The sequence below is a fragment of the Allobosea sp. GW821-FHT03A12 genome (assembly GCF_058986765.1).
In genome coordinates this window covers 153841-172636 of record NZ_JBYSVZ010000005.1, presented here as the reverse complement: position 1 = coordinate 172636, position 18796 = coordinate 153841, and the positions used below count along the sequence as shown (strand labels likewise).

The 18796-nt window shown below is 69.4% G+C and carries 21 protein-coding genes; 2 read left to right on the top strand and 19 right to left on the bottom strand.

Features of this window, described 5'->3' with window-relative positions:
- Positions 1–128 precede the first annotated feature (128 nt).
- From AC3WLC_RS19405 to AC3WLC_RS19315, 19 genes are all read right to left on the bottom strand, one after another.
- Entirely contained in the window at positions 129–1364 is a 1236-nt protein-coding gene (locus tag AC3WLC_RS19405; RefSeq protein ID WP_493685551.1) for a S1C family serine protease, read from the bottom strand.
- 117 nt (positions 1365–1481) lie between these two features.
- On the bottom strand, positions 1482–1943 hold the full coding sequence (locus AC3WLC_RS19400) for a cytochrome c-type biogenesis protein (RefSeq protein WP_493685550.1): 462 nt from the start codon (positions 1941–1943) through the stop codon (positions 1482–1484).
- 5 nt (positions 1944–1948) lie between these two features.
- On the bottom strand, positions 1949–3931 hold the full coding sequence (locus AC3WLC_RS19395; protein ID WP_493685549.1) for a heme lyase CcmF/NrfE family subunit: 1983 nt from the start codon (positions 3929–3931) through the stop codon (positions 1949–1951).
- Between the two features lie 10 nt (positions 3932–3941).
- Positions 3942–4415, bottom strand: a complete 474-nt coding sequence (ccmE, locus tag AC3WLC_RS19390; RefSeq protein WP_493686088.1) for a cytochrome c maturation protein CcmE — start codon at positions 4413–4415, stop codon at positions 3942–3944.
- A 41-nt stretch (positions 4416–4456) separates the two neighbouring features.
- On the bottom strand, positions 4457–5560 hold the full coding sequence (gene ccmI, locus AC3WLC_RS19385; protein WP_493685548.1) for a c-type cytochrome biogenesis protein CcmI: 1104 nt from the start codon (positions 5558–5560) through the stop codon (positions 4457–4459).
- A 76-nt stretch (positions 5561–5636) separates the two neighbouring features.
- On the bottom strand, positions 5637–7013 hold the full coding sequence (locus AC3WLC_RS19380; RefSeq protein ID WP_493685547.1) for a sensor histidine kinase: 1377 nt from the start codon (positions 7011–7013) through the stop codon (positions 5637–5639).
- 7 nt (positions 7014–7020) lie between these two features.
- Positions 7021–7683, bottom strand: coding sequence for a response regulator transcription factor (locus AC3WLC_RS19375; RefSeq protein ID WP_291673549.1), 663 nt, complete (start codon positions 7681–7683; stop codon positions 7021–7023).
- Between the two features lie 46 nt (positions 7684–7729).
- Positions 7730–8056 carry a PepSY domain-containing protein gene (locus AC3WLC_RS19370; protein ID WP_493685546.1) on the bottom strand — a complete coding sequence of 109 codons (327 nt, stop codon included), beginning with the start codon at positions 8054–8056 and terminating at the stop codon, positions 7730–7732.
- A 52-nt stretch (positions 8057–8108) separates the two neighbouring features.
- Positions 8109–12041: a baseplate multidomain protein megatron gene (locus AC3WLC_RS19365; protein ID WP_493685545.1), complete on the bottom strand. Its 3933-nt coding sequence runs from the start codon at positions 12039–12041 to the stop codon at positions 8109–8111.
- Positions 12041–12487, bottom strand: coding sequence for an NlpC/P60 family protein (locus AC3WLC_RS19360; RefSeq protein WP_493685544.1), 447 nt, complete (start codon positions 12485–12487; stop codon positions 12041–12043). The genes AC3WLC_RS19365 and AC3WLC_RS19360 overlap by 1 nt, the downstream gene beginning before the upstream one ends.
- Entirely contained in the window at positions 12484–13374 is an 891-nt protein-coding gene (locus AC3WLC_RS19355) for a phage/gene transfer agent baseplate hub protein (RefSeq protein ID WP_493685543.1), read from the bottom strand. Before AC3WLC_RS19355 ends, AC3WLC_RS19360 begins: the two co-directional genes overlap by 4 nt.
- Before the next feature lie 9 nt (positions 13375–13383).
- Positions 13384–14025 (bottom strand): phage distal tail protein, Rcc01695 family, encoded by a 642-nt coding sequence (locus AC3WLC_RS19350; RefSeq protein ID WP_493685542.1) that lies wholly within the window; start codon positions 14023–14025, stop codon positions 13384–13386.
- 33 nt (positions 14026–14058) lie between these two features.
- Entirely contained in the window at positions 14059–14658 is a 600-nt protein-coding gene (locus AC3WLC_RS19345) for a phage tail tape measure protein (protein ID WP_493685541.1), read from the bottom strand.
- Positions 14651–14896: a phage tail assembly chaperone gene (locus AC3WLC_RS19340; protein ID WP_493685540.1), complete on the bottom strand. Its 246-nt coding sequence runs from the start codon at positions 14894–14896 to the stop codon at positions 14651–14653. The genes AC3WLC_RS19345 and AC3WLC_RS19340 overlap by 8 nt, the downstream gene beginning before the upstream one ends.
- Entirely contained in the window at positions 14893–15246 is a 354-nt protein-coding gene (locus tag AC3WLC_RS19335; RefSeq protein WP_493685539.1) for a gene transfer agent family protein, read from the bottom strand. The genes AC3WLC_RS19340 and AC3WLC_RS19335 overlap by 4 nt, the downstream gene beginning before the upstream one ends.
- An 11-nt stretch (positions 15247–15257) precedes the next feature.
- Positions 15258–15668 carry a phage major tail protein, TP901-1 family gene (locus AC3WLC_RS19330; RefSeq protein WP_091831012.1) on the bottom strand — a complete coding sequence of 137 codons (411 nt, stop codon included), beginning with the start codon at positions 15666–15668 and terminating at the stop codon, positions 15258–15260.
- A gap of 19 nt (positions 15669–15687) precedes the next feature.
- Positions 15688–16098 carry a DUF3168 domain-containing protein gene (locus AC3WLC_RS19325; protein ID WP_493685538.1) on the bottom strand — a complete coding sequence of 137 codons (411 nt, stop codon included), beginning with the start codon at positions 16096–16098 and terminating at the stop codon, positions 15688–15690.
- Positions 16095–16439 carry a phage head closure protein gene (locus AC3WLC_RS19320; protein ID WP_493685537.1) on the bottom strand — a complete coding sequence of 115 codons (345 nt, stop codon included), beginning with the start codon at positions 16437–16439 and terminating at the stop codon, positions 16095–16097. The genes AC3WLC_RS19325 and AC3WLC_RS19320 overlap by 4 nt, the downstream gene beginning before the upstream one ends.
- Positions 16439–17008 carry a head-tail connector protein gene (locus AC3WLC_RS19315; RefSeq protein ID WP_493685536.1) on the bottom strand — a complete coding sequence of 190 codons (570 nt, stop codon included), beginning with the start codon at positions 17006–17008 and terminating at the stop codon, positions 16439–16441. Before AC3WLC_RS19315 ends, AC3WLC_RS19320 begins: the two co-directional genes overlap by 1 nt.
- A gap of 75 nt (positions 17009–17083) precedes the next feature.
- On the opposite strand from AC3WLC_RS19315, the gene AC3WLC_RS19310 reads away from it, so the two are divergent.
- Both AC3WLC_RS19310 and AC3WLC_RS19305 read left to right on the top strand, forming a co-directional pair.
- Entirely contained in the window at positions 17084–17854 is a 771-nt protein-coding gene (locus AC3WLC_RS19310) for a S1 family peptidase (protein ID WP_493685535.1), read from the top strand.
- 79 nt (positions 17855–17933) lie between these two features.
- Complete coding sequence (locus tag AC3WLC_RS19305; RefSeq protein ID WP_493685534.1) at positions 17934–18788, top strand: S1 family peptidase; 855 nt, start codon at positions 17934–17936, stop codon at positions 18786–18788.
- The last annotated feature ends 8 nt before the right edge of the window (positions 18789–18796 follow it).

Sequence of the window (18796 nt, the reverse complement as noted above, 5' to 3'; positions counted from 1 at the left end):
CATGACGGCTGGTATTCCCGGTAGGGGGCGACGTGACAACCGGGAGAAACCATCCGCCCGGAACATGCCCTTGCAAGGTGGACTGACGCTACGCGCCCGAGCATGCCCCGACTTCGATAAGCCCCAGGTCAGGCCGCCGGCTGGCGACCGACCTCGAAGGTGACCTCACGCTCCTTGCCGTCGCGCCAGATCGTCAGGCTGGTCTTGGCGCCGGGCGCGAAGGTCGCGATCTTCTTCGACAGGTCACGGGCATCGGCGACCTTCTCGCCATTGACCGCGATGATGGTGTCGCCGCGCTTCAGCCCGGCCTTGGCGGCGGGACCGTTGGCCTGCGCCTCGGCGATCAGGGCGCCCTTGGCATCCTTCAAGCCGATCGCGTCGGCGACCTCGGCGGTGACCGGCTGGATCTGCACGCCGATGAAGCCGCGGGCGACCGAGCCATGCTCCTTGAGCTGCTCGACGACGCTCTGGACCGTGGCAGCCGGGATCGCGAAGGCGATGCCGACATTGCCGCCGGAGGGCGAGTAGATCGCGGTGTTTACGCCGACGACCTCGCCCTTCTGGTTGAAGGTCGGACCGCCGGAATTGCCGCGGTTCACCGCCGCATCGATCTGCAGGAAGTCGTCATAGGGACCGGAGCCGATATCGCGGCCCTGGGCCGAGACGATGCCCGCGGTCACGGTGCCGCCGAGGCCGAACGGGTTGCCGACCGCCAGCACCCAGTCGCCGATGCGCGGCTTGCCCGAGGCGAGCTGCACGAACGGATAGTTGCCGGACTCATTCACCTTGAGCAAAGCGAGATCGGTGCGCGGATCGGTGCCGATCACCTTGGCCGACAGCGTCTTGCCGCTATCGGTGACGAGCTGGACCTCGGTCGCGTTGGCGACGACGTGGTTGTTGGTGACGACATAGCCGTCCTGGCTGATGAAGAAGCCCGAGCCCTGGGCGAGCTGGATCTTCGGCTGCTGCTGCTGGCCGCGCTGGCCCATGCCCTCCTCGCCGAAGCGGCGCAGGAAACGCTCCAGCGGATGGCCGGGAGGCAGGCCCTCGATACCGGCCGGACCGCTCTCCTCATCGGCGCTGGCGACGACCTTGGCCTTGACGCGGACGGAGACGACGGCGGGCTTGACCCGGTCGACGACGTCGGCGAAGGCCGGCAGCTGCGTCTGCTGGACGCCGGAGAGCTGGACCGGCTGCGCGTTGGCGGCGCCGTGGGTGTTGAGGAAGTTGTCGGCAAGGCCGGCCATCAGGCCAATGCTCAGCGTTGCCGCGCCGGCGACGATCGCACCGCGCTTCAGGATCGAGCGGGCGGTGGCCGGCGTGCGGGTGGTGGTGTCGGGAGTATTATTGTCTTGGGTGGTCATGGGTCTCACCTCGATGCGGGAGGCAGGGCCTTCCCTGCTTCGTGAGGAGCACCATGGCGGGCGACGCCTTACCCGGATTTCGCCCGACGATGACAGTTTCGTAAGGTTGGCGCGCCGTCAGCCGCGCTCATCGCGCAGGAGATCGTCGAGTCGGCGCTGCTCCTCGGCCGTCAGCGTGACGCCGGCTGGTGCCGCAGCGCGATTGCGCCGACGCCAGAGGAAGACGGCGCCGAACAGCACGATCAGGAACGGCGCGGCCCAGAGCGTGATCGTGCGGGCATTCATCGGCGGGCGCAGCAGGACGAAGTCGCCATAGCGCGCCACGACGAAGTCGATCACCGCGCCGTCGCTGTCGCCTGCGGTGAGCCGTTCGCGCACCAGGATGCGCAAATCCTTGGCGAGTGGCGCATCGGAATCGTCGATCGACTGATTCTGGCAGACCAGGCAGCGCAGGCCGGAGGAAATCTGCCGCGCGCGCTGCTCCAGGGCCTGGTCCTTCAGCACCTCGTTCGGCTGCACGGCCATGGCCGGCGCCGAGAAGGCCAGCAGCGCGGCGAGAAGAAACGGAAAGACACGCATCAGGCTCACTCGGCCGCCTGCGGGAGTGCAGCCGGAACAGCCGTGCGCCGCGGCGCGGCCAATCGGAAGCGCCGATCGGTCAGCGAGAGCGCGCCACCCGCCGCCATCACCAGCGCGCCGATCCAGATCAGCAGGATCAACGGCTTGTCGTGCAGCTTGACCGCGATCGCACCGCTGTCGTCGGGCTCGCCCAGGCTGATATAGGCCTGCCCGAGCCCCACCGTGCGGATACCGGCCTCGGTCGTCGGCATATTGCGGGCGGTATAGACGCGCTTCATTGCCTCGACCGGCTTAAGCTCGCGGCCGTCGGCTACGATGCGGAAGCGGGCGGCGTCCTCGCGATAATTCGGGCCGGTGCGCGGCGTAACCGCCTCCAGCGTCGCAGTGTAGCGGCCGCTGCTCAGGCTCTCGCCGACCTTGAGCATGCCTATCGACTCGGTGCCCCAGGCGACAGCGGCGATGCCGATGACGCTGATGCCGACGCCCGCATGGCCGAGTGCCGTGCCCCAGGCCGAGCGCGGCAGGCCCTTCGCCCGCGACAGCATGGCCGACGCCCCGCTGGCGCGGCCGACGATGCGCTCGCCGACCTCCCAGAACGCCCCGACGACGAGGAAGACGCCGAGACCGATGCCGAGCGGCGCCAGCACCGGGCCGCCGCGCACGAAGGCGAAGATCACCAGCGTGGTGACGACGCCGAGACCGAAGGCGACCTGGCAGCGCTGGGCGGCGCCCAGCAGGTCGCCGCGCTTCCAGGCCAGTGTCTGGCCGATCGGCAGCAGCAGCAACAGCGGCACCAGCAGCGGCACGAAGGTGGCGTTGAAGAAAGGCGGGCCGACCGAGATCTTGTCGCCGGTGACCATCTCCAGCACGAGCGGATAGAGCGTGCCGATGAAGACCGTGGCGCAGGCGGTCGCCAGGAAGAGGTTGTTGACGACGAGCGCGCTCTCCCGCGAGATCGGCGCGAACAGGCCGCCCTGCTTCAGGAGGGGTGCGCGCCAGGCGAACAGAGCCAGCGAGCCGCCGATGAAGGCGATCAGGATGCCGAGGATGAAGAGGCCGCGCTGCGGGTCGCTGGCGAAGGAGTGCACCGAGGTCAGCACGCCCGAGCGGACGATGAAGGTGCCGAGGAGCGAAAGCGAGAAGGTCAGGATCGCGAGCAGGATCGTCCAGACCTTGAGCGCGTCGCGCTTCTCCATCACCACCGTCGAGTGGATCAGCGCCGTGCCGGCGAGCCAGGGCATCAGCGAGGCGTTCTCGACCGGGTCCCAGAACCACCAGCCGCCCCAGCCGAGTTCGTAATAGGCCCAGTAGGAGCCCATGGCGATGCCCAGCGTCAGGAAGGTCCAGGCCAGCAGGGTCCAGGGCCGGACGGCGCGGGCCCAGACGGCGTCGATCTTGCCTTCGATCAAGGCCGCGACGGCGAAGGCGTAGGTGATCGAGAAGCCGACATAGCCGACATAGAGCAGAGGCGGATGGATCGCGAGGCCGAGGTCCTGCAGGATCGGGTTGAGGTCCTGCCCCTCGCCCGGCGCCGGGACGAGCCGGCGGAACGGGTTGGAGGTCAGCAGCGTGAAGGCGAGGAAGGCGACGCTGATGCTCCCTTGCGCAGCGAGCGCTCCGGCTCGCAGCTTCGCCGGCAGCGAGCGGCGCGACAGCGCGACCAGCGCGCCGAACAGCACGAGGATGAGGACCCAGAGCAGCATCGAGCCCTCATGGTTCCCCCAGACCGAAGTCAGCCTGTAGATCAGCGGCTGCGTCGAATGAGAGTTGGCCGCGACGTTCTCGACTGAGAAATCGGACGTCACATAGGACGCCATCAGGCAGCCGAAGGAGACCGCGACCAGCAGGAAATTGGCGACCGCCGCCGCCGGGCCGACCGAGGCCAGGGCCGGATCGTTCCGGGCCACGCCCCAGAGCGGCACGATCGTCTGCACGACCGCGACCCCAAGAGCCAGCGCCAAAGCGAAATGACCGATCTCGACGAACACAGGCGCGGCCTTATTTCGTGGCCGGCGCTGAGGGGGCGCCGGGCTTGGTTTCGCCGGGCTGCCAATGGCCCTGCTTCTTCAGCGCGTCGGCGACCTCGCGCGGCATATAGGTCTCGTCATGCTTGGCAAGCACGGAATCGGCGCGGAACCGCCCTGGTCCCTCGAGCACGCCCTCGGTGACCACGCCCTGCCCCTCACGGAAAAGATCGGGCAGCAGGCCGGTGTAGCTGACAAGGGTCCGGGTCTTGCCGTCGGTGACGGCGAAGCTGACGCGCTGGTTGGCGCCGCGCTCGACCGAGCCGGTCTCGACCAGGCCGCCGAGGCGCAGGCGCGTGCCGGGCGCGAGGCCCTTCTCGACGATCTCGGTCGGGCCGTAGAAGAAGACGATCGAATCCCGCAGCGCATAGGCGACCAGCCCGGCCGCGAGGCCGAGGACGACGCCGGCCGAGGCGATCACGACGAGGCGACGCTGCTTGCGAGTCAGGCGCTTGCGCGGCGGGGTGGCGGGAATACCGGCCTGGATGGTCATGGAGCGGCCTCCTGTAGGCCGAGTTCGCTGCGCAGGCCGTCGAGGGCGGACGCGGCCGCCTGCTCGGAGGCCAGGCGCTGGCGGGCCGTGGAGAGCGACTTCTGCGCCGCGTCGCGATCGCCGAGGACAGCTTGCGAGCGGATCAGGCGCGACCAGTCGGCGAGGCTGCCCCCGCCTTCGGCAAGCCGCGCGGCGAGGCCCTCGACCATGCCGCGGATCGCGCCCATGCGCTCGGCCTCGGGCAGGCTGGCGATCGCATCGGCCGGAGCTGCTGGGCGTTCCAGCCCTTCGAGGCGCGCCCGGACTGTCGCCGTCCAGGGCGCATTGGCCGGCGCATCGGCGAGCAGAGCCTTGAGTGAAGCGATCGCCGCCGGCACTTGCCCATCCTGCTCCTGCGCGATCGCCACGAAGAAGCGGGCGCGCGGATTGGCCGCGTCGAGCTTCAGCGCCTCGGCGAGGCTTTCGCGGGCCGCCGCCGTGACGACGCCGCCGGCAGCGAGGATTTGCGCCTCGGCCTGGCCGCCAAGCCGCTCGGTCGTCGCACCATCGTACCGCACCGCGTTGGCGAAGGCCTTCGCAGCATCTTCGAAGCGGCCCTGGCGCAGATAGACGGGTGCGAGCACGTGCCAGCCCTTGCCGTCGGTCGGATTCGCGGCGAGATGCGCCTCGATCCGCGCCATCGCCAGTTCGAAATCCTGTGCCGGATTGCCCTTCATTCGCGCGGCGAGCGGTTGGTCGGGAACCGATGGCGAGCCATAGGCGCCATAAATCAGGAGCGCGAGCAGGGGCACGCAGGAGAGCGCGATAGCAGAGGCGGCGCGGCGCCGACGCAAGGCCGGCTCGCTCTCGCCGGCAGGAGCGGTCTCCGAGGCGGTTTCGCGCAGCAGCCTGCGGGCCGCTTCGGCCTTGGCCGCATCCGCTTCCGCGGCGCCGATCAGCTTTCGACCGAGATCGCGGTCGATCTCGGCGAGCTGGGCGCGGTAGAGCGCGGTCGCCCCGGCCGTGTCGGCGGAGAGCGCCGGCGCGCGACGGCCGAGCGGCCAGAGCACCGCCATGACCGCTGCGCCCGTCATGGCCGCGAAGATGATCCAGATCAGCATTCGCCGTTCATAGCCGTTCGAAGGTGCCGGTTCATGTCCGAAGATGGCGACAAAGGGTCACGCGGGCAATGCGGCGTCAGACCGCCGGCAAGACCAGGCGCGCCCTCAGGCCGCCGAGCGGCGAACGCTCCAGCGAGAGGCCGCCGCCATAGAGCTTGGCGAGATCGACGACGATCGAGAGACCGAGCCCCGAGCCCGGCGTGGTCTCGTCGAGCCTGCGGCCGCGCTTGAGGACTTCGACCATAGCGTCATCCGGAAGGCCCGGCCCGTCATCGTCGATCAGCAGGACGAGGCGCCCTTCCGGCGTCTGCGCTGCCGGCGCCAGGCTGACCTGCACCTCGGTGCGCGCCCATTTGAAGGCGTTGTCGAGCAGGTTGCCGAGCATTTCCTCGAAATCCTGCTTCTCGCCGCGAAAGCGGATACCGGCAGGAACGCCATGGCTGCCCTCGATCGCCCTGCCCTGGGCGATCTTCTCGAAGGTGCGGATCAGCGCGTCGAGCGACGGCGAGAGCTCGCAGATGCCGCCGAGCGCGCCGGACAACGCGGCGGCCCGGGCCCGGTCGAGATAGTATTGCACCTGGTCGCGCATGATCGCCGTCTGGTGGCGGACCGTCTGGGAGAGGACGCCCTGGCTCGCCTCGGCCTCGTTCTGCATCACGCTGAGCGGCGTCTTGAGAGCATGGGCGAGATTGCCGACCTGGGTGCGGGCGCGCTCCAGGATCTCGCGATTGGCGTCGATGAGCTGGTTGAGCTCACCCGCGAGCGGAGCAAGATCAGGCGGATAGCGGCCCGCGATGCGGTGGCTTTCGCCGGTGCGCACCGTGCCGACCGCGGCGCGCAGCCGTGCCAGCGGGCGCAGGCCGAAGCGCACTTGCGCAATGGTCGAGGCAACCAGGGCAAGGCCGAGGAAGAGGAAGGTCAGCGTCAGAGCGAAGCGGAAATCGCGGATATCGCCTTCGATCTCATCGGCGGGCGCAGCGACGCCGACGGTGAAGCGGCCATCCTCGCCGACATCGATCTCGCGCTCAAGCACGCGCAGGCGCCGCTCGTCCGGCCCGGAGACATAGCTCTCGCGCAGGCCTCGCGCATTGGGCTGCAGGTTCTGGTCGAGCAGCTTCGGCAATTGCCCGCCGACGAGGGAGCGCGAGGTGCGCACGCTCGGGCGCTCGCCGTCGAGCCGGATGATCTGCCAGTACCAGCCCGAGAGCGGCAGGTCGAAGCGCGGCTCGCCCAGGTCGCCGATCGCCTGGCGCTCGGCCTCGGGCGGGGCCGCGAGGTCGGCGACGAGTTCCTTGATGTAGACGCTGAGGCGCTCGTCGAAGCCGCGCTCGGCAGAGCGGCGGTAGAAGGTGGTGAGGCCGAAGCCCGCGAGGATCAGGACCAGCGCGCAGCAGATCGCCGCCGAGATGAAAAGCCGGGCGCCGAGCGAGAAGCGCTGCCGCGTGACCGGCATGACGGCCTCAGGGTTTCGCGGCAGCGATGTAGCCGAGGCCGCGCACGGTCTCGATGACGTCGACCCCGAGCTTCTTGCGCAGGCGGCCGACGAAGACCTCGATCGTGTTGGAATCGCGATCGAAATCCTGATCGTAGAGATGCTCGACCAGCTCGGTGCGCGAGACCACGCGGCCCTGATGATGCATCAGATAGGCAAGCAGCCGGTACTCGTGCGAGGTCAGCTTCACCGGGTTGCCGTCGACGACGACGCGGCTGGCGCGGGTGTCGAGGCGGACCGGGCCGCAGATCAGCTCGGCGGTCGCGTGGCCAGCGGCACGCCGCAGCAGCGCCCGGACGCGGGCGAGCAGTTCCTCGACATGGAAAGGCTTGACGACATAGTCGTCGGCGCCGGCGTCGAAGCCCGAGACCTTGTCGCTCCAGCGGTCGCGCGCCGTCAGGATCAGTACAGGCATGGTCTTGCCGGCCCGGCGCCAGCCCTGCAGCACGGCGACGCCGTCGACCTTGGGCAAGCCGAGATCGAGGATCACCGCGTCATAAGGCTCGGTCTCGCCGAGATAGAGGCCTTCCTCGCCGTCGAAGGCCTTGTCGACGGCATAGCCGGCGTTCTCCAGCGCATTGACGATCTGGCGGTTGAGGTCCTTGTCGTCCTCGACGACGAGCAGTCGCACGGCGGCTTTTCTCCGATTGGCGGATCAGGAACGCGGCATAGCCGAACTAGCGGATATCCGCCACCTTGCCCGAGGCACCGTCGAGCGTGACACGGGCGACGCGGCCGTCCCGCTTCATCGTCGTCACCACATAGACGAACTCGTCGCCCTGGCGGCAGAGCCGAATCCGCAGGACTTCTCCAGGCGCGGCCTCGCGGGCATGGCGGGAGGCGGCTGCGGGCTGCATGACCTTGCCGTCCGACACCGCCTCTCGCGTTTCCTGGGCCGACAGGCAGGCGATCGGCGGCGCCGCGTCGACCGGTTCCACCGGCGAAGCGGTCGCGGTCACCAGCGCGAGAATCGCGATGTTGGGGTCGAGCAGCATCATCGCCATTGGGCTAGCCCGGTACGCGTGAATGCGCCATGAACATCAGTGCGAGGCTAGCTCAGCGCACGGCAATGTGTCCACGGCGGGAAAGGCCGACACCGGCAACAACGTTGAGTTGCGCCAGTTCGACGTCCAACGTGGCCTGGGGACTGCCGAAATCGGCGAGTTCCTGCGCCGTCTCATAGAGCATCGCCGGCGTGCCGACCTCCGTGATCCTGACGGTCGTGCCTCCGGCGCGGATCGTCACGCGGTAGCGTTCGATCTCCTCGCCGAGCGGCACCTCGACCGCTTCCCAGGAATCGCCGCCGACACGGCTGCGCCGGACCCAGCTCAAGGCGATACCAGACGGCGACCGCCTTGCCCGCAAGCGGACAGGCGCAAGCGGCCGTAGCGGTGCGGTGCCGACCGTCGCGGAAAGTTCGCGCATCGATGCGGACGCGACATCGGCATTGGGCGGCCCGACCCGGTAGCGCAGATGCCGGCCAACATCGTCGAGGCTCGTCGTCAGCGACACCGCGGCACCATCTAGAACGACGACGCGCGCCCCTGCGGCCAATATCCGCGCCGCTGCCGGCTCCGAGCCACCGAGCCCGCGCACCATCTGCGACAGCCGGAATGTCCGCGTGCCGATCAATTCAACCCGCGCCGCCGTCACGATCTCGACCTCTCCGGCCGGGTCGATGAAGGCGAGCGCATTGCCGCCGGCGAGCGCCTCCTCCGCTGCGACCGAGGCAAGACCGCCGCCGCGAAGGCGGATATCGACCGAAGCACGCCGATCCGTCCGCCAGAGCGGCCCCGACGCAAGCGTGGTCAAGGTTTCGCCCATGACCGACGGCGCCGAGGCGACGCCGGCCAGGGCGAAGGGCATGCCCTCGGCGGCCCGCCAGATCGCCAGGCCGCCGGGCCAGGGATCGGCGAAGGCTGCGAGCGACTGCAAGGGCGGCGGCGTCTCCCGCACGATCGGCAGGTCGAGGATCAGCGCATCCGGCCGCCCCGCGATCCGCGGCGTCACCTTCGGCGGGCGCGGCTCTGCCGCTCCCGCGGCCGCGCTGCGATAGATCGCCGGCTCGACTGAGCGCGCGTCGGCACGCCGGGTCGGGCCATCGCCGATGCGCGTCAACCGGAACAGGCGCGGCTGGCCGGCCACCTCCAGCGAGACCACGTCGCCCGCTTCGAGATCGATGCAACGTGGCGACAGCTCCAGTTCGAGTGTCTCGCGGCCCGCCCAGACCTCCTGCAGCCGCTGATCGGCGAGCCGTTGCCCTTCCGCCCGACGCGTGACCACGGGAAGTTCGACGGCATTCTCCCGCCGTGCGGCACCGGCGAGGCGGCGCGAACGGGCCGTCGCCTGACGGTAGTCGTTGTTGCCGTCGATATGGACCAGGCGCAGTTCGCGGGGCAGCTCGCTCTCCTGCGCACGGCGCAGTTCGAAGGGCTGGCCGTCGCGATCGAGCACAAGGTCATCGACTGACAGCGCCCGCGCGATCGTCGCGGCACGACCACGGAAGGCGAGTCTGCCGGAGGAAATGACGGCGTCGAAGCCGAAGGCTTGGGCAAGCGGCTCGAGCGCCTGCCGCGCCGAGATCGGCCGGTCGAGGACATAACCATCGGCAAAACCGTCGATCGCAAGCTCATCCGGTGCCGGCAGGCCGTAATCGGCGAGGATCGCTCGGACCAGCCGGTCGAGCGTCATGCCTTCGAGGCGGCCATTGATCCAGTGGCCGGTCTCGTAATTCGCTGCGTCCGCCCAGACCGAGGTCAGGTCAGGAAAAGCCGGAAACGGCCGTGCATCCCAGGTCCAGACGAAAACATTGGCGGGATCGACCATGCGCGAGCCGAACGAGGAAGAGGTCGGATTGCGCAGGGGGTCAAAGCCGGGCAGCGCCGGATCGAAACCGGAGAGAATCGCCTCCAGCCCACGCGCCTGGACGAGGTCATCGCGCGCCTTCGTCGAGAAATGCGGATAGCCGCCATCGATCGATTTCGGATCGGGAAAGACGTTCGGTGAATTGCCGCCCTTGTCGACGGCGGGCAGGCCGACCTCAGTCAACCAGATCGGCTTCGAGCCGGGCAGCCAGCCGGTCGCACCGATCTCGAAGCCGGCGAAGCGCTCGACATGCGAATTCGACCACCAGTTCGGCAGGTCCTTCGGCCGGAAGATCCAGGGCTTGCCGAAGGCGCCGTCGGTGATCGGCAGGCGCGTCTGCGCATAGCGGCTGGAGAGGGTAGAATAGTACCAGTCATAGCCTTCACCCGCGGTTAGGCGATGGCGCAGATAATCGACATCAGCTGGGCCGCGGGCGATCGACAGGTCGGCATGATCTGGCGTGTCGCGCCAATCGGAGAGCGGCGCATAATAGTCGATGCCGATCGCATCGATATGCGCGCTCGCCCAGAGCGGATCGAGCGGAAAGCGCACCTCCAGCCCGCCGTCGCGGACATGGGCGCCGTACTCGGTCCAGTCGGCAGCATAGGTCAACTTGACCGGCGGCGGCAGGATGGCGCGGACCTCGGCCGCGAGCGCGGTGAGGCCAGCGACCATCGGATAGTATCCGGGCGCCCCGCGCACCCGCGTCAAGCCGACCAGTTCGGAGCCGATGATGAAGCCCTCGACGCCGCCGGCCGCCTTGGCGAGCATCGCCGCATGCAGCACGGCGCGACGGAAGCTCCACTCGTCGGGTCGCGCGCATATGACCTTGTCGCCGTCGAGCGAGAAATCCGCAGCCGTGGCCGTGCCGAGGAAGCTCACGATCTGCCCGGTCGCGATCGGTGTGCCGTCAGGCGATCCGGCTTGGCCCGGCGCCGGCGAGCAGGTGATCCGGCCGCGCCAGGGATAAGGCGGCTGCGAGGCGTTGCCGGTGTGTGGATCGGGCAGGCTGTTGGCGTAGGGGACGTCCATCATCACGAAGGGGTAAAGCACCACTTCAAGACCGTAGACATGGCGCAGCCGCCGGATCAGCGCGATCACGCTCTCGTCCGAAGGCGTGCCGCCATAGGCCGGCAGGCCGCTCGACTGGCTGACGACGCGCGCGCTCGCCCGGTCGAGGCCGGCGACAGACCAAGGCGCGTCGGGCGTGTTCTTGTCGGCGATCTCGACGCGCGGCGCGATAGTGCAGGAGCCGGCGCGCAGATCGTCGCCGAACCAGCTGACAACGAGGGAGATGCGCCGCAGGTTCGGGCAGAGCGCCAGCAGATGGCCGATCGCGCCCTCGATATCGGTGGCGCTGTGCAATTGATGCCGGTTCTCGGCGATGCTGACGCCGGCTTCAGGCTCCTGATTGACCAGGGTCGGCTGGTAGATGAATTCGCTCGCGCCGGGGATCAACGTCACCGCCCGGATCATCTGGCCGAGGCCCGGCACCGCGCGCACCACCTCGAAGGAGAATTGCGGAACGCGATTGCCGTAGTCGGCCAGCGGAAAGCGCTCGAACACGACATAGGCCGTGCCGCGATAGGCCGGCGCCGCGCCGGCCTCCTTGGCGGCGATCAGCGGATCGAGTTCCTGGTCCTCGAAGCCGCGATGGATGCGCAGCGGTACGGTCGTGAAATCGACCTCTCGCCCGTCGGCCCAGATGCGACGCACGAAGGCGATTGGGCCCTCGCAGATCGCGACCGCAAGATTGGCGTAGTAGCTGTAGGTTGTCTCATAAGTCTTCTGTGCCTTCTGGCCGCCTTTGCCGCCGCTTTTCGTGCGGGTTACGGTGGTCGTCACCTCCTCTTCGAAGCGCGTCGCCCAGATCAGCTGGCCGCCGAGCCTGGCCCGACCGTAGACCCGTGGGATCGGCGCGCCTTCCGTCGAGGCGAGGCCATCAATCTCCTTGAGGCGTGGTCCCTCGACGATGCGCGTGCCACCGCCGCTGCCGCCGAAAAGACTCTGGTCGAGGGTCGCGCCGGCGATCGCGCCGAGCGAGCGGCCGATCATGGCGCCGAACGGGCCGCCGACGGCGGCACCCAGCACCGAACCGGCAACCTGCAGAACAAGCGTGGCCATCAGGCGTCGAGCTCCGGAAAGGCGAAGGCATGGCTGAGATGGCGCCGCCACCAGCCGGTGAAGGCGACCTCGCCGACCGCCGCGCCGTCATGGGCGTGCAGGATACGGTCGGGCTCGGTCAGGACGGCGCAATGCGCCGCCGGCAGATGCGTCCGCCAGCGGAAGAGCAGGACGTCGCCGGGTCGTGCGGCTAAGGGATCGATCGGGACGAGATGACGTTCGGCAGCCAGAGCCAGCGTCTCGCCCGCGCCCTGCTGCGCCCAATAAGGAGAGTAAGGCGGCGTCGGCTCGGGCTCACCGCCGTAAAGCTCGCGCCAGACACCACGCACCAGGCCGAGACAATCGCAGCCGACGCCGCGCAGCGAGGCCTGGTGATGGTAGGGCGTGCCGAGCCAGCGGCGCGCCGCCGCGACCACGCGCGCCCGCGTCGCATCGGCACCGGTCATCGGAATAGGCTCCCGCCGTCGAACGGCCCCGCGCCAGGATCGCCCGCACCAGTGCCGCCGATAATGAAGTCGTTGCCCGGCAGATGCGGGAAGCCGCGGAAATTGACGCCGTTGCCGAATTTTTCGCGACAGGTCTTGAAGCGCTTGTCGCAGCCGGGAAAGGCCATGAAGACATCGCCGACCGCGATCGGGCGTGGCGCCGCCTGCCAGAGCTGCAACACGATAGCGCCGTCGGCATTGCGATGGCTGCGGATCTCGGTCGCGAAGCCGACATTCTGGCCCGCCTCGAAAGCCAGCCGCCCCCCGCTGAAATGCCCGTCCTGGAAGCCGCCGAGGACTGGTGCCGTGATCGTGAGCCGGCCGTCCGTGGCAGCGACCATGCCTGGGGCCTGGAGCAGCAATGCGCCGCAGCGGGCGTCGCCGAGATCGGCGGAGCAGCCCGCGGTATGGAGCCGGCCGCGCTCCTCGTCGAAGGCCTTGCCCAGTCCCCGGACCTCGGCCGTGAAATTGCTGTCGCTGCGCTTCACCTCGCCGACGAAGCCGGTCTCCAGCAGGGTGCGCTGACCGGGATCGGCCCAGTTCACCAGCCAGAGCGCGACACGGGCATCGTCATAGAGGCCGCGCGAGAGATCCTCCTCCCGGAGCCCGCTCGCCGCCAGGGCTCCGAGCACCTCGCCGCCGCCGGTCGCGAAGCCGAGCTCGGAGCTGGATTCGGCGGCTTCCAGCCCGGCATTGGCGCGGAACAGGACGCCGTCGAAGGAAAGATCGCGATCGTGATCGGTGAAGCCGAGCACGACGCCGTCGCGGCGGGTCAGGCTCCAGCAGCGGCACAGCGTGGTCGCCTCGCCGGCGATATGCGCGGCGAGTCCGGAGGATAATGTCCGCATGGCAGGCCTCTAATCGGCGATCTCGACGATCGGGATCTTGGGGATGTCGCCGGCCTCGAAGGCCGACAGGTCGACCTCGATCGCATCGGTGTCGAAGCGAACCGGCACGTCGAAGGCAAAGCCGGCGCTGACGACGGAGCCGGCCGGCGGAGCCTGTCCGACGACGAAGGTGATCAGCCCGCTGGCATGATCGCAGGAGACGGCCGCCGGCTGGGGCTTCACGACGCCGTCTACGGCGATCAGCACCGTCCCCGCGACGGGCTTGGTGATGCGGCGGACATAGGGCGCGTGCAGGCCGCCATAGAGCTTGCAGAGCTGGAAGACCCGCGTCGCGCCGTCTCCGACGCCGATCTGCTGGTTGCTCGCCGCGGGCGTCGCCGAGGGCGCGCAGCTCTTCCAGTCGAGCCGGTCGCGCCAGCGGAAGCCGTAGAGCCGGCCGCGCCGCTCCTCGAAGAAGGCGACGACCTCGGCCAACGCATCCAGCGTGCGGATGCCGAAGCCGGCATCGTAGCGCCGGCGCGAATGGGCCCAACGGCTGTTGCGGACCTCCCGGCCCGAGGCCAGCGTCACGACCTGGGTCAGCCGCTCCGGCCCGCCGCGGGCGCCGCGCGCGATCCCCGTGGGAAAGCGCACCTCGTGGAAGCCGCTCATGCCGCCTCTCCCTGTCCAGTCATGGTCCGTGCCTCAAAGAGCGCGATTGCCGCGCGCCACGGCCCGCGCGATCGCTGCAGAGACCTGCGCCTCCGAGCGGCGGAAGCTGTCCGCATCGGGCGTCGAGACCTGGACGGTGACGCTGACCGGGCGCCGATCGCCGCCACCGCCGGCCCGCACGCCGAGCTTGCCGTCGGGGCCGCGCGACAGCGGCATGATCGCCTCCGCCCCGCGTTCGCCCATCAGCCCGAGCCCTCGCCCCATGGCGAAATAGGAGGGAGCCGCAACGACACCGCCATCGGCGAAGAAGGAGACCGGCGCGCTGCCGCCACCGCCGCCCATCCCTCCGGTGAAGAGCCCGGCTAGGCTGTTGATGCCGGAGCCGAGCCAGCTCGAGATCGTGTTCTGCAGCGGCTTCAGTGCCGATTTCAGCAGGCTCTGGCTCAGCGAGCTGCCGATGCTGCGAAGCACATCCTCGAAGCGCTTGCCCTCGACGATCCCGCTGGCGAAAGCCGTGGTGATCGACTTGCCGAAGGCCTGCGCCGACTTCGTCAGGCTCTGGGTCAGCGTGTTCAACGAACGCAGGCCGCCGGTATCGAAGGAGGAAGAGGAGGAATCGTCTTCGTCAGCCATCGGCGCGGCCTTTCCAATCGTCGTCATGGGAAACGGGGTCCGGATGAGCCCGCATCAGCTCATCCAGCGTCATTCGCGAAGGCGGTTCACCCGCCTGGGGCGGCCGATGGGCGTCGATCGCGGCGATGATCTCGCGCGGACTCGCCGCCCAGAAGGCGTCCGGCGTCCAGCGCAAGCGCCCGAGCCCGAAGGCCATCACCTCGCGCCACGGAAACGGAACCGCCGCCGGAGCCCTCAAGCCACCGGCGGCGACAGAGGGCGGACATCCGCCCCCTCGCCTGCCGGCGCGAAGGTCGCATCGAGCAGAGCGATCGCCGCGGCGATGGCGCCGTTGAGCCCACCATCGAAAGGCAGCGCCGCGACCTCGTCCGTGGCCAGCGCGCCCCCGGCGCCGCGCAGGCCCGCCGACAGGATGCGAGTAATGTCGCGGGCCGAGAGCCGGCCGGCGGCGAAGCGCTCGCCCAATGCCGGCAGGTTCTCGACCGAAAACGCGTCCTCGAGTTCGGCGAGCGCGCCGAGGGTGAGCCGCATCGGCAGCGCCCGCCCCTCGACCATCAGGGCGACTTCGCCCCTGTAGCGATTGACCATGCGGCCTCCCCTCAGGCGAGCGTGAAGGAAAGCTGGCCCGCCGATTCCAGCGACAGCTCGAACGTGACCTCGGCGGCATGATCGCCGCGATACTCCAAGGTCGAGAGCTGGAACGGCCCGGTGATCACGCCGAAATCGGGCACGATCACCTGCCAGTCGCGGATCGCGCCGTCGAAGAAGATCTGGCGGACCAGCGCATCCGAGGCCTCGTCCTTGAAGATGCCGGCGCCGCTGATGCTGGCGCGGCGCATACCAGCCCCCGCAAGCAATTCGCGCCAGCGCCCCGCCGACTCGGCATGGGTGACGTCGACCGCCTCGGCATTGAAGGCGATCTGGCGAGCGCGCAGGCCCGCCACGGTAACGAAGCTGCCTCCGGCATCGGCAGCCTTGAGCAAGAGGTCCTTGCCTTTCTGGGCAGGCATGGGCGGTCCTTTCCTGTGGTCAGAGCGCCTCGGTGACGGCCCGGAAGGTCAGCGTCACCGTCGGCAGATGGGTCTTGGGATCGCGGGCGAGCTTCGAGGACAGCCAGCCGAGATTGACCAGCCGGTGGCCTTCCGGCGCGAGCGCAGCGCTTTCCAGGCTCGCGACGATGCGCGCCGCCGCCTCGAGCGCCTTGCGCGAGGACGTACTCTCCCCGGCCCAGACGACGAGCGAGAGCTTCTGCTCGCAGCCGCGATCGCTGCCGGTCGACCAGTCCGCGGCCGCGACCTCGCCATGGACGACATAGAGCCCGCTCGCAGCCCGCGGCGGCTCGTCATGGATGCGCCCGGACCCGATCAGCGCCGTCAGCCCGACGTCGGCGGAAAGATGCGCGTGCACAGCACGCCGCAGCGGCAGGATGGCATCGCTCATCGGCTGACCTCCTCGACCAGGCAGACGAGGCGCCGGCGGCCACCATCGGGATCGCCGACCGCGCGAATATCGAAAACCTGCTCGCCATCGCGCAGGCGCCGGCCGGCATCGACATCGGACCGCCAGCGCAGGGTGATGCGGTGGCTCGCCGCCTGCTCGGGCCGCTCGCCACGCCAGCGCTCGTTACCCGAAAGCCACTCGACCTGAGCCCAGACCGCAGCGACCGTCTCGAAGCTGGTGAACTGCCCGCCGGCGCCGTCGGGCGTCTCAACCGGCGCCTCCAGCAGCAGGCGGCGACGCAGAGTGCCGACAGGCCGGCTCTTGCCGGTCTCCCTGATCATCACAGCCTCACGCGTCTAAAGGGGGCAACGAGCGCGGCGATCTCGGCCGGCAGCCGGGCAGCATCACGGCTGACAACGTCGCCGCGATGCTCGAACCAGCGGCAAGCCAGCCTGAGCACGGCCTGGCGCAGCGGCGCCGGCACAGTGTCGCGCGTCGCGCCGAAGCCGGCGACGAGGTCGATCTCGATCGCGGCACGCGCACGGCCGAGCGACGAAACCGGACCGACGATCGCCATCAGCGGCGGATCGGAGCCGGCGACCAGCGCCAGCGACGAAGAGGCAACGACCTCAGCCGGCCCGCTCGCAGGAAAGACCCGCGCCGCGGTGAGGCTGCGTACCGGTGAGAGCGGCAAGCGGATTTCGCCGCCCAACGGCCAGGCATCGAGGACGATACGCCAGCTCTGCTCGATCAGCAGACGGCCGGAGGCGGCCTCGATCATCAACCTGGCCGCCGTGATCAAGGTGCCGAGCAATTCGTCCTCGTCGTCCGTGAGGATGCGCAGGAAATCCTTGGCTTCCGACAGCGAGACCGGCTCGATGGCCGGCGGCGTCAGGGCGATCGGCGTCATGGCCTCTCCTCTTTTCCGGTTTGAACGGCGCCGGCGATGCGCTATCGAGCCCGGCCCGACAGCGGAGACGGCTCGATGCGTGTCAGAACGGCAATTGGACTGATGGCCCTGGCGGCGTTTGCCGCGCCCTGGCCGGCCTCGGCTGTGGTCGGTGGGCGCGAGGGCGGTCCTCTTGCCGGCGCGACCGTGATGGTTCTCAATGCGCGCGGCGGCGTCTGCACCGGCATCGTGCTGTCGCAGCGCGCCATCCTCACCGCTGCCCATTGCGCCGATTCCCGCATCGACCTGCGTATCCATTGGCGCGAAGGCGGCGAGCCGGTGCTGGTCGAGCCGGCGGCGATCGCGCTGCACCCCGAGTTCAACGCCAAATCCGTCACGAACCGGCAGCGCTCGATCGACCTCGCCTTGATCAGGCTCAGCGCGCCGCTGCCGGCGCGGTTCTCGCCCGCGACGCTGGTCGATGGCGGCCTGCCGCGGGCCGGATCGTCGGTCACGCTGTCAGGCTACGGCGTCGCCCGCGAAGGCGAGGCGAAGACGACCGGCACCTACCGCTCGGCCGCGCTCGCCACGGTCGAGCCTTACGGGCCAGGCAAGATTCTGCTCTGGGCGTCAGACCCTGCGACCGGCGGCAAGCGCCCCGGCGCCGGAGCCTGCCAGGGCGATTCCGGTGGGCCGATCGTCGCAGGCTCGGACGGCGTCGTCGCCGTATCGAGCTGGTCGACAGGGCCGTCCGGCAAGCAATGCGGCCTGCTCAGCCAGGGCGTACTCGTGGCGCCGCAGCGCGGCTGGATCGATCGGACGCTGTCGAGCTGGAGCGAGAGCGCTAACTGGACGACCGCTCCCTGATCGGCCTGTGGCTACGAAGAGCACTGGACTGCGCTGCAGCAAACCCTAGACTGGCACCATGGCAACGACGGCCTCGACCATGATAACTTCGAAACGCGCAGCGACCGTCGCGATCGCTTTATGCAGCGGCCTGCAGATGACGGCGCCGGCACAAGCCGTGATCGGCGGCGTGCAATCGCGAGCCGTCGACGGCGTGCGGGCCTCGACCTTGCGGGTCGAGACCAGCCGCGGCGAGCTCTGCTCCGGCGCCGCCATCTCCTCCGAGCTCGTGCTCACGGCGGCGCATTGCCTGATGACCGGCGGCTCGGTGCGGGTGATCAGCCTCGACAAGCGCTTCCGCAACCGCACACATGCCGTCGCAGCCGTTCTGCCGCATCCGACCTTCGTGCCCGGCACGACGCCGCGCACCCAGCCGGGAGCGGACCTCGCGCTCCTGCGCCTTGCGGCTCCGCTGCCGGCCGACATCCAGCCGCTGACGCTCGGCAGCGGCCTGTGGCAGGGCGAGACCGTGACCATGGCGGGCTTCGGCCTCGCCTCCGAGACGAACAAGAAGACCGCGCGCACCCTGCGCGAGGTCACCCTGGTCAACGCCGGCAACTACACCACCGCCAATACGGTCAAGGTCGCGGTCGACACTGAGAACCGTGGCGAGGTCCTCGGCGCCGGCGCCTGCCGCGGCGATTCCGGCGGGCCGGTGCTGCGTGGCCCATCCGGCTCGCGCGATCTCGTCGGCATCGTCTCCTGGTCGAGCGGGCCGCTGAGCTCGCGGGTCAAGATGATCTGCGGCGGCTTCACCGCCATCACCCCGATCAGCGAGCATCGCGCCTGGATCGCCGAAGCGAGCGAGCGGTTGCTCAACTATGGCGACGAGCCGCGCCAGGCGAGCGAGGATGCACGCCCGAGCGCGAGCTACAGCTGGTGGTTCGGCCGCTGACGCGGCCG

What these genes read in the sequence shown, in the direction of transcription:
- AC3WLC_RS19405 (WP_493685551.1), bottom strand. Translation starts at nt 1,364, where the DNA reads ATGACCACCCAAGACAATAATACTCCCGACACCACCACCCGCACGCCG.
- AC3WLC_RS19400 (WP_493685550.1), bottom strand. Translation starts at nt 1,943, where the DNA reads ATGCGTGTCTTTCCGTTTCTTCTCGCCGCGCTGCTGGCCTTCTCGGCG.
- ccmI (WP_493685548.1), bottom strand. Translation starts at nt 5,560, where the DNA reads ATGCTGATCTGGATCATCTTCGCGGCCATGACGGGCGCAGCGGTCATG.
- AC3WLC_RS19380 (WP_493685547.1), bottom strand. Translation starts at nt 7,013, where the DNA reads ATGCCGGTCACGCGGCAGCGCTTCTCGCTCGGCGCCCGGCTTTTCATC.
- AC3WLC_RS19370 (WP_493685546.1), bottom strand. Translation starts at nt 8,056, where the DNA reads ATGGCGATGATGCTGCTCGACCCCAACATCGCGATTCTCGCGCTGGTG.
- AC3WLC_RS19365 (WP_493685545.1), bottom strand. Translation starts at nt 12,041, where the DNA reads ATGGCCACGCTTGTTCTGCAGGTTGCCGGTTCGGTGCTGGGTGCCGCC.
- AC3WLC_RS19360 (WP_493685544.1), bottom strand. Translation starts at nt 12,487, where the DNA reads ATGACCGGTGCCGATGCGACGCGGGCGCGCGTGGTCGCGGCGGCGCGC.
- AC3WLC_RS19355 (WP_493685543.1), bottom strand. Translation starts at nt 13,374, where the DNA reads ATGCGGACATTATCCTCCGGACTCGCCGCGCATATCGCCGGCGAGGCG.
- AC3WLC_RS19350 (WP_493685542.1), bottom strand. Translation starts at nt 14,025, where the DNA reads ATGAGCGGCTTCCACGAGGTGCGCTTTCCCACGGGGATCGCGCGCGGC.
- AC3WLC_RS19345 (WP_493685541.1), bottom strand. Translation starts at nt 14,658, where the DNA reads ATGGCTGACGAAGACGATTCCTCCTCTTCCTCCTTCGATACCGGCGGC.
- AC3WLC_RS19335 (WP_493685539.1), bottom strand. Translation starts at nt 15,246, where the DNA reads ATGGTCAATCGCTACAGGGGCGAAGTCGCCCTGATGGTCGAGGGGCGG.
- AC3WLC_RS19330 (WP_091831012.1), bottom strand. Translation starts at nt 15,668, where the DNA reads ATGCCTGCCCAGAAAGGCAAGGACCTCTTGCTCAAGGCTGCCGATGCC.
- AC3WLC_RS19325 (WP_493685538.1), bottom strand. Translation starts at nt 16,098, where the DNA reads ATGAGCGATGCCATCCTGCCGCTGCGGCGTGCTGTGCACGCGCATCTT.
- AC3WLC_RS19320 (WP_493685537.1), bottom strand. Translation starts at nt 16,439, where the DNA reads ATGATCAGGGAGACCGGCAAGAGCCGGCCTGTCGGCACTCTGCGTCGC.
- AC3WLC_RS19315 (WP_493685536.1), bottom strand. Translation starts at nt 17,008, where the DNA reads ATGACGCCGATCGCCCTGACGCCGCCGGCCATCGAGCCGGTCTCGCTG.
- AC3WLC_RS19310 (WP_493685535.1), top strand. Translation starts at nt 17,084, where the DNA reads ATGCGTGTCAGAACGGCAATTGGACTGATGGCCCTGGCGGCGTTTGCC.
- AC3WLC_RS19305 (WP_493685534.1), top strand. Translation starts at nt 17,934, where the DNA reads ATGATAACTTCGAAACGCGCAGCGACCGTCGCGATCGCTTTATGCAGC.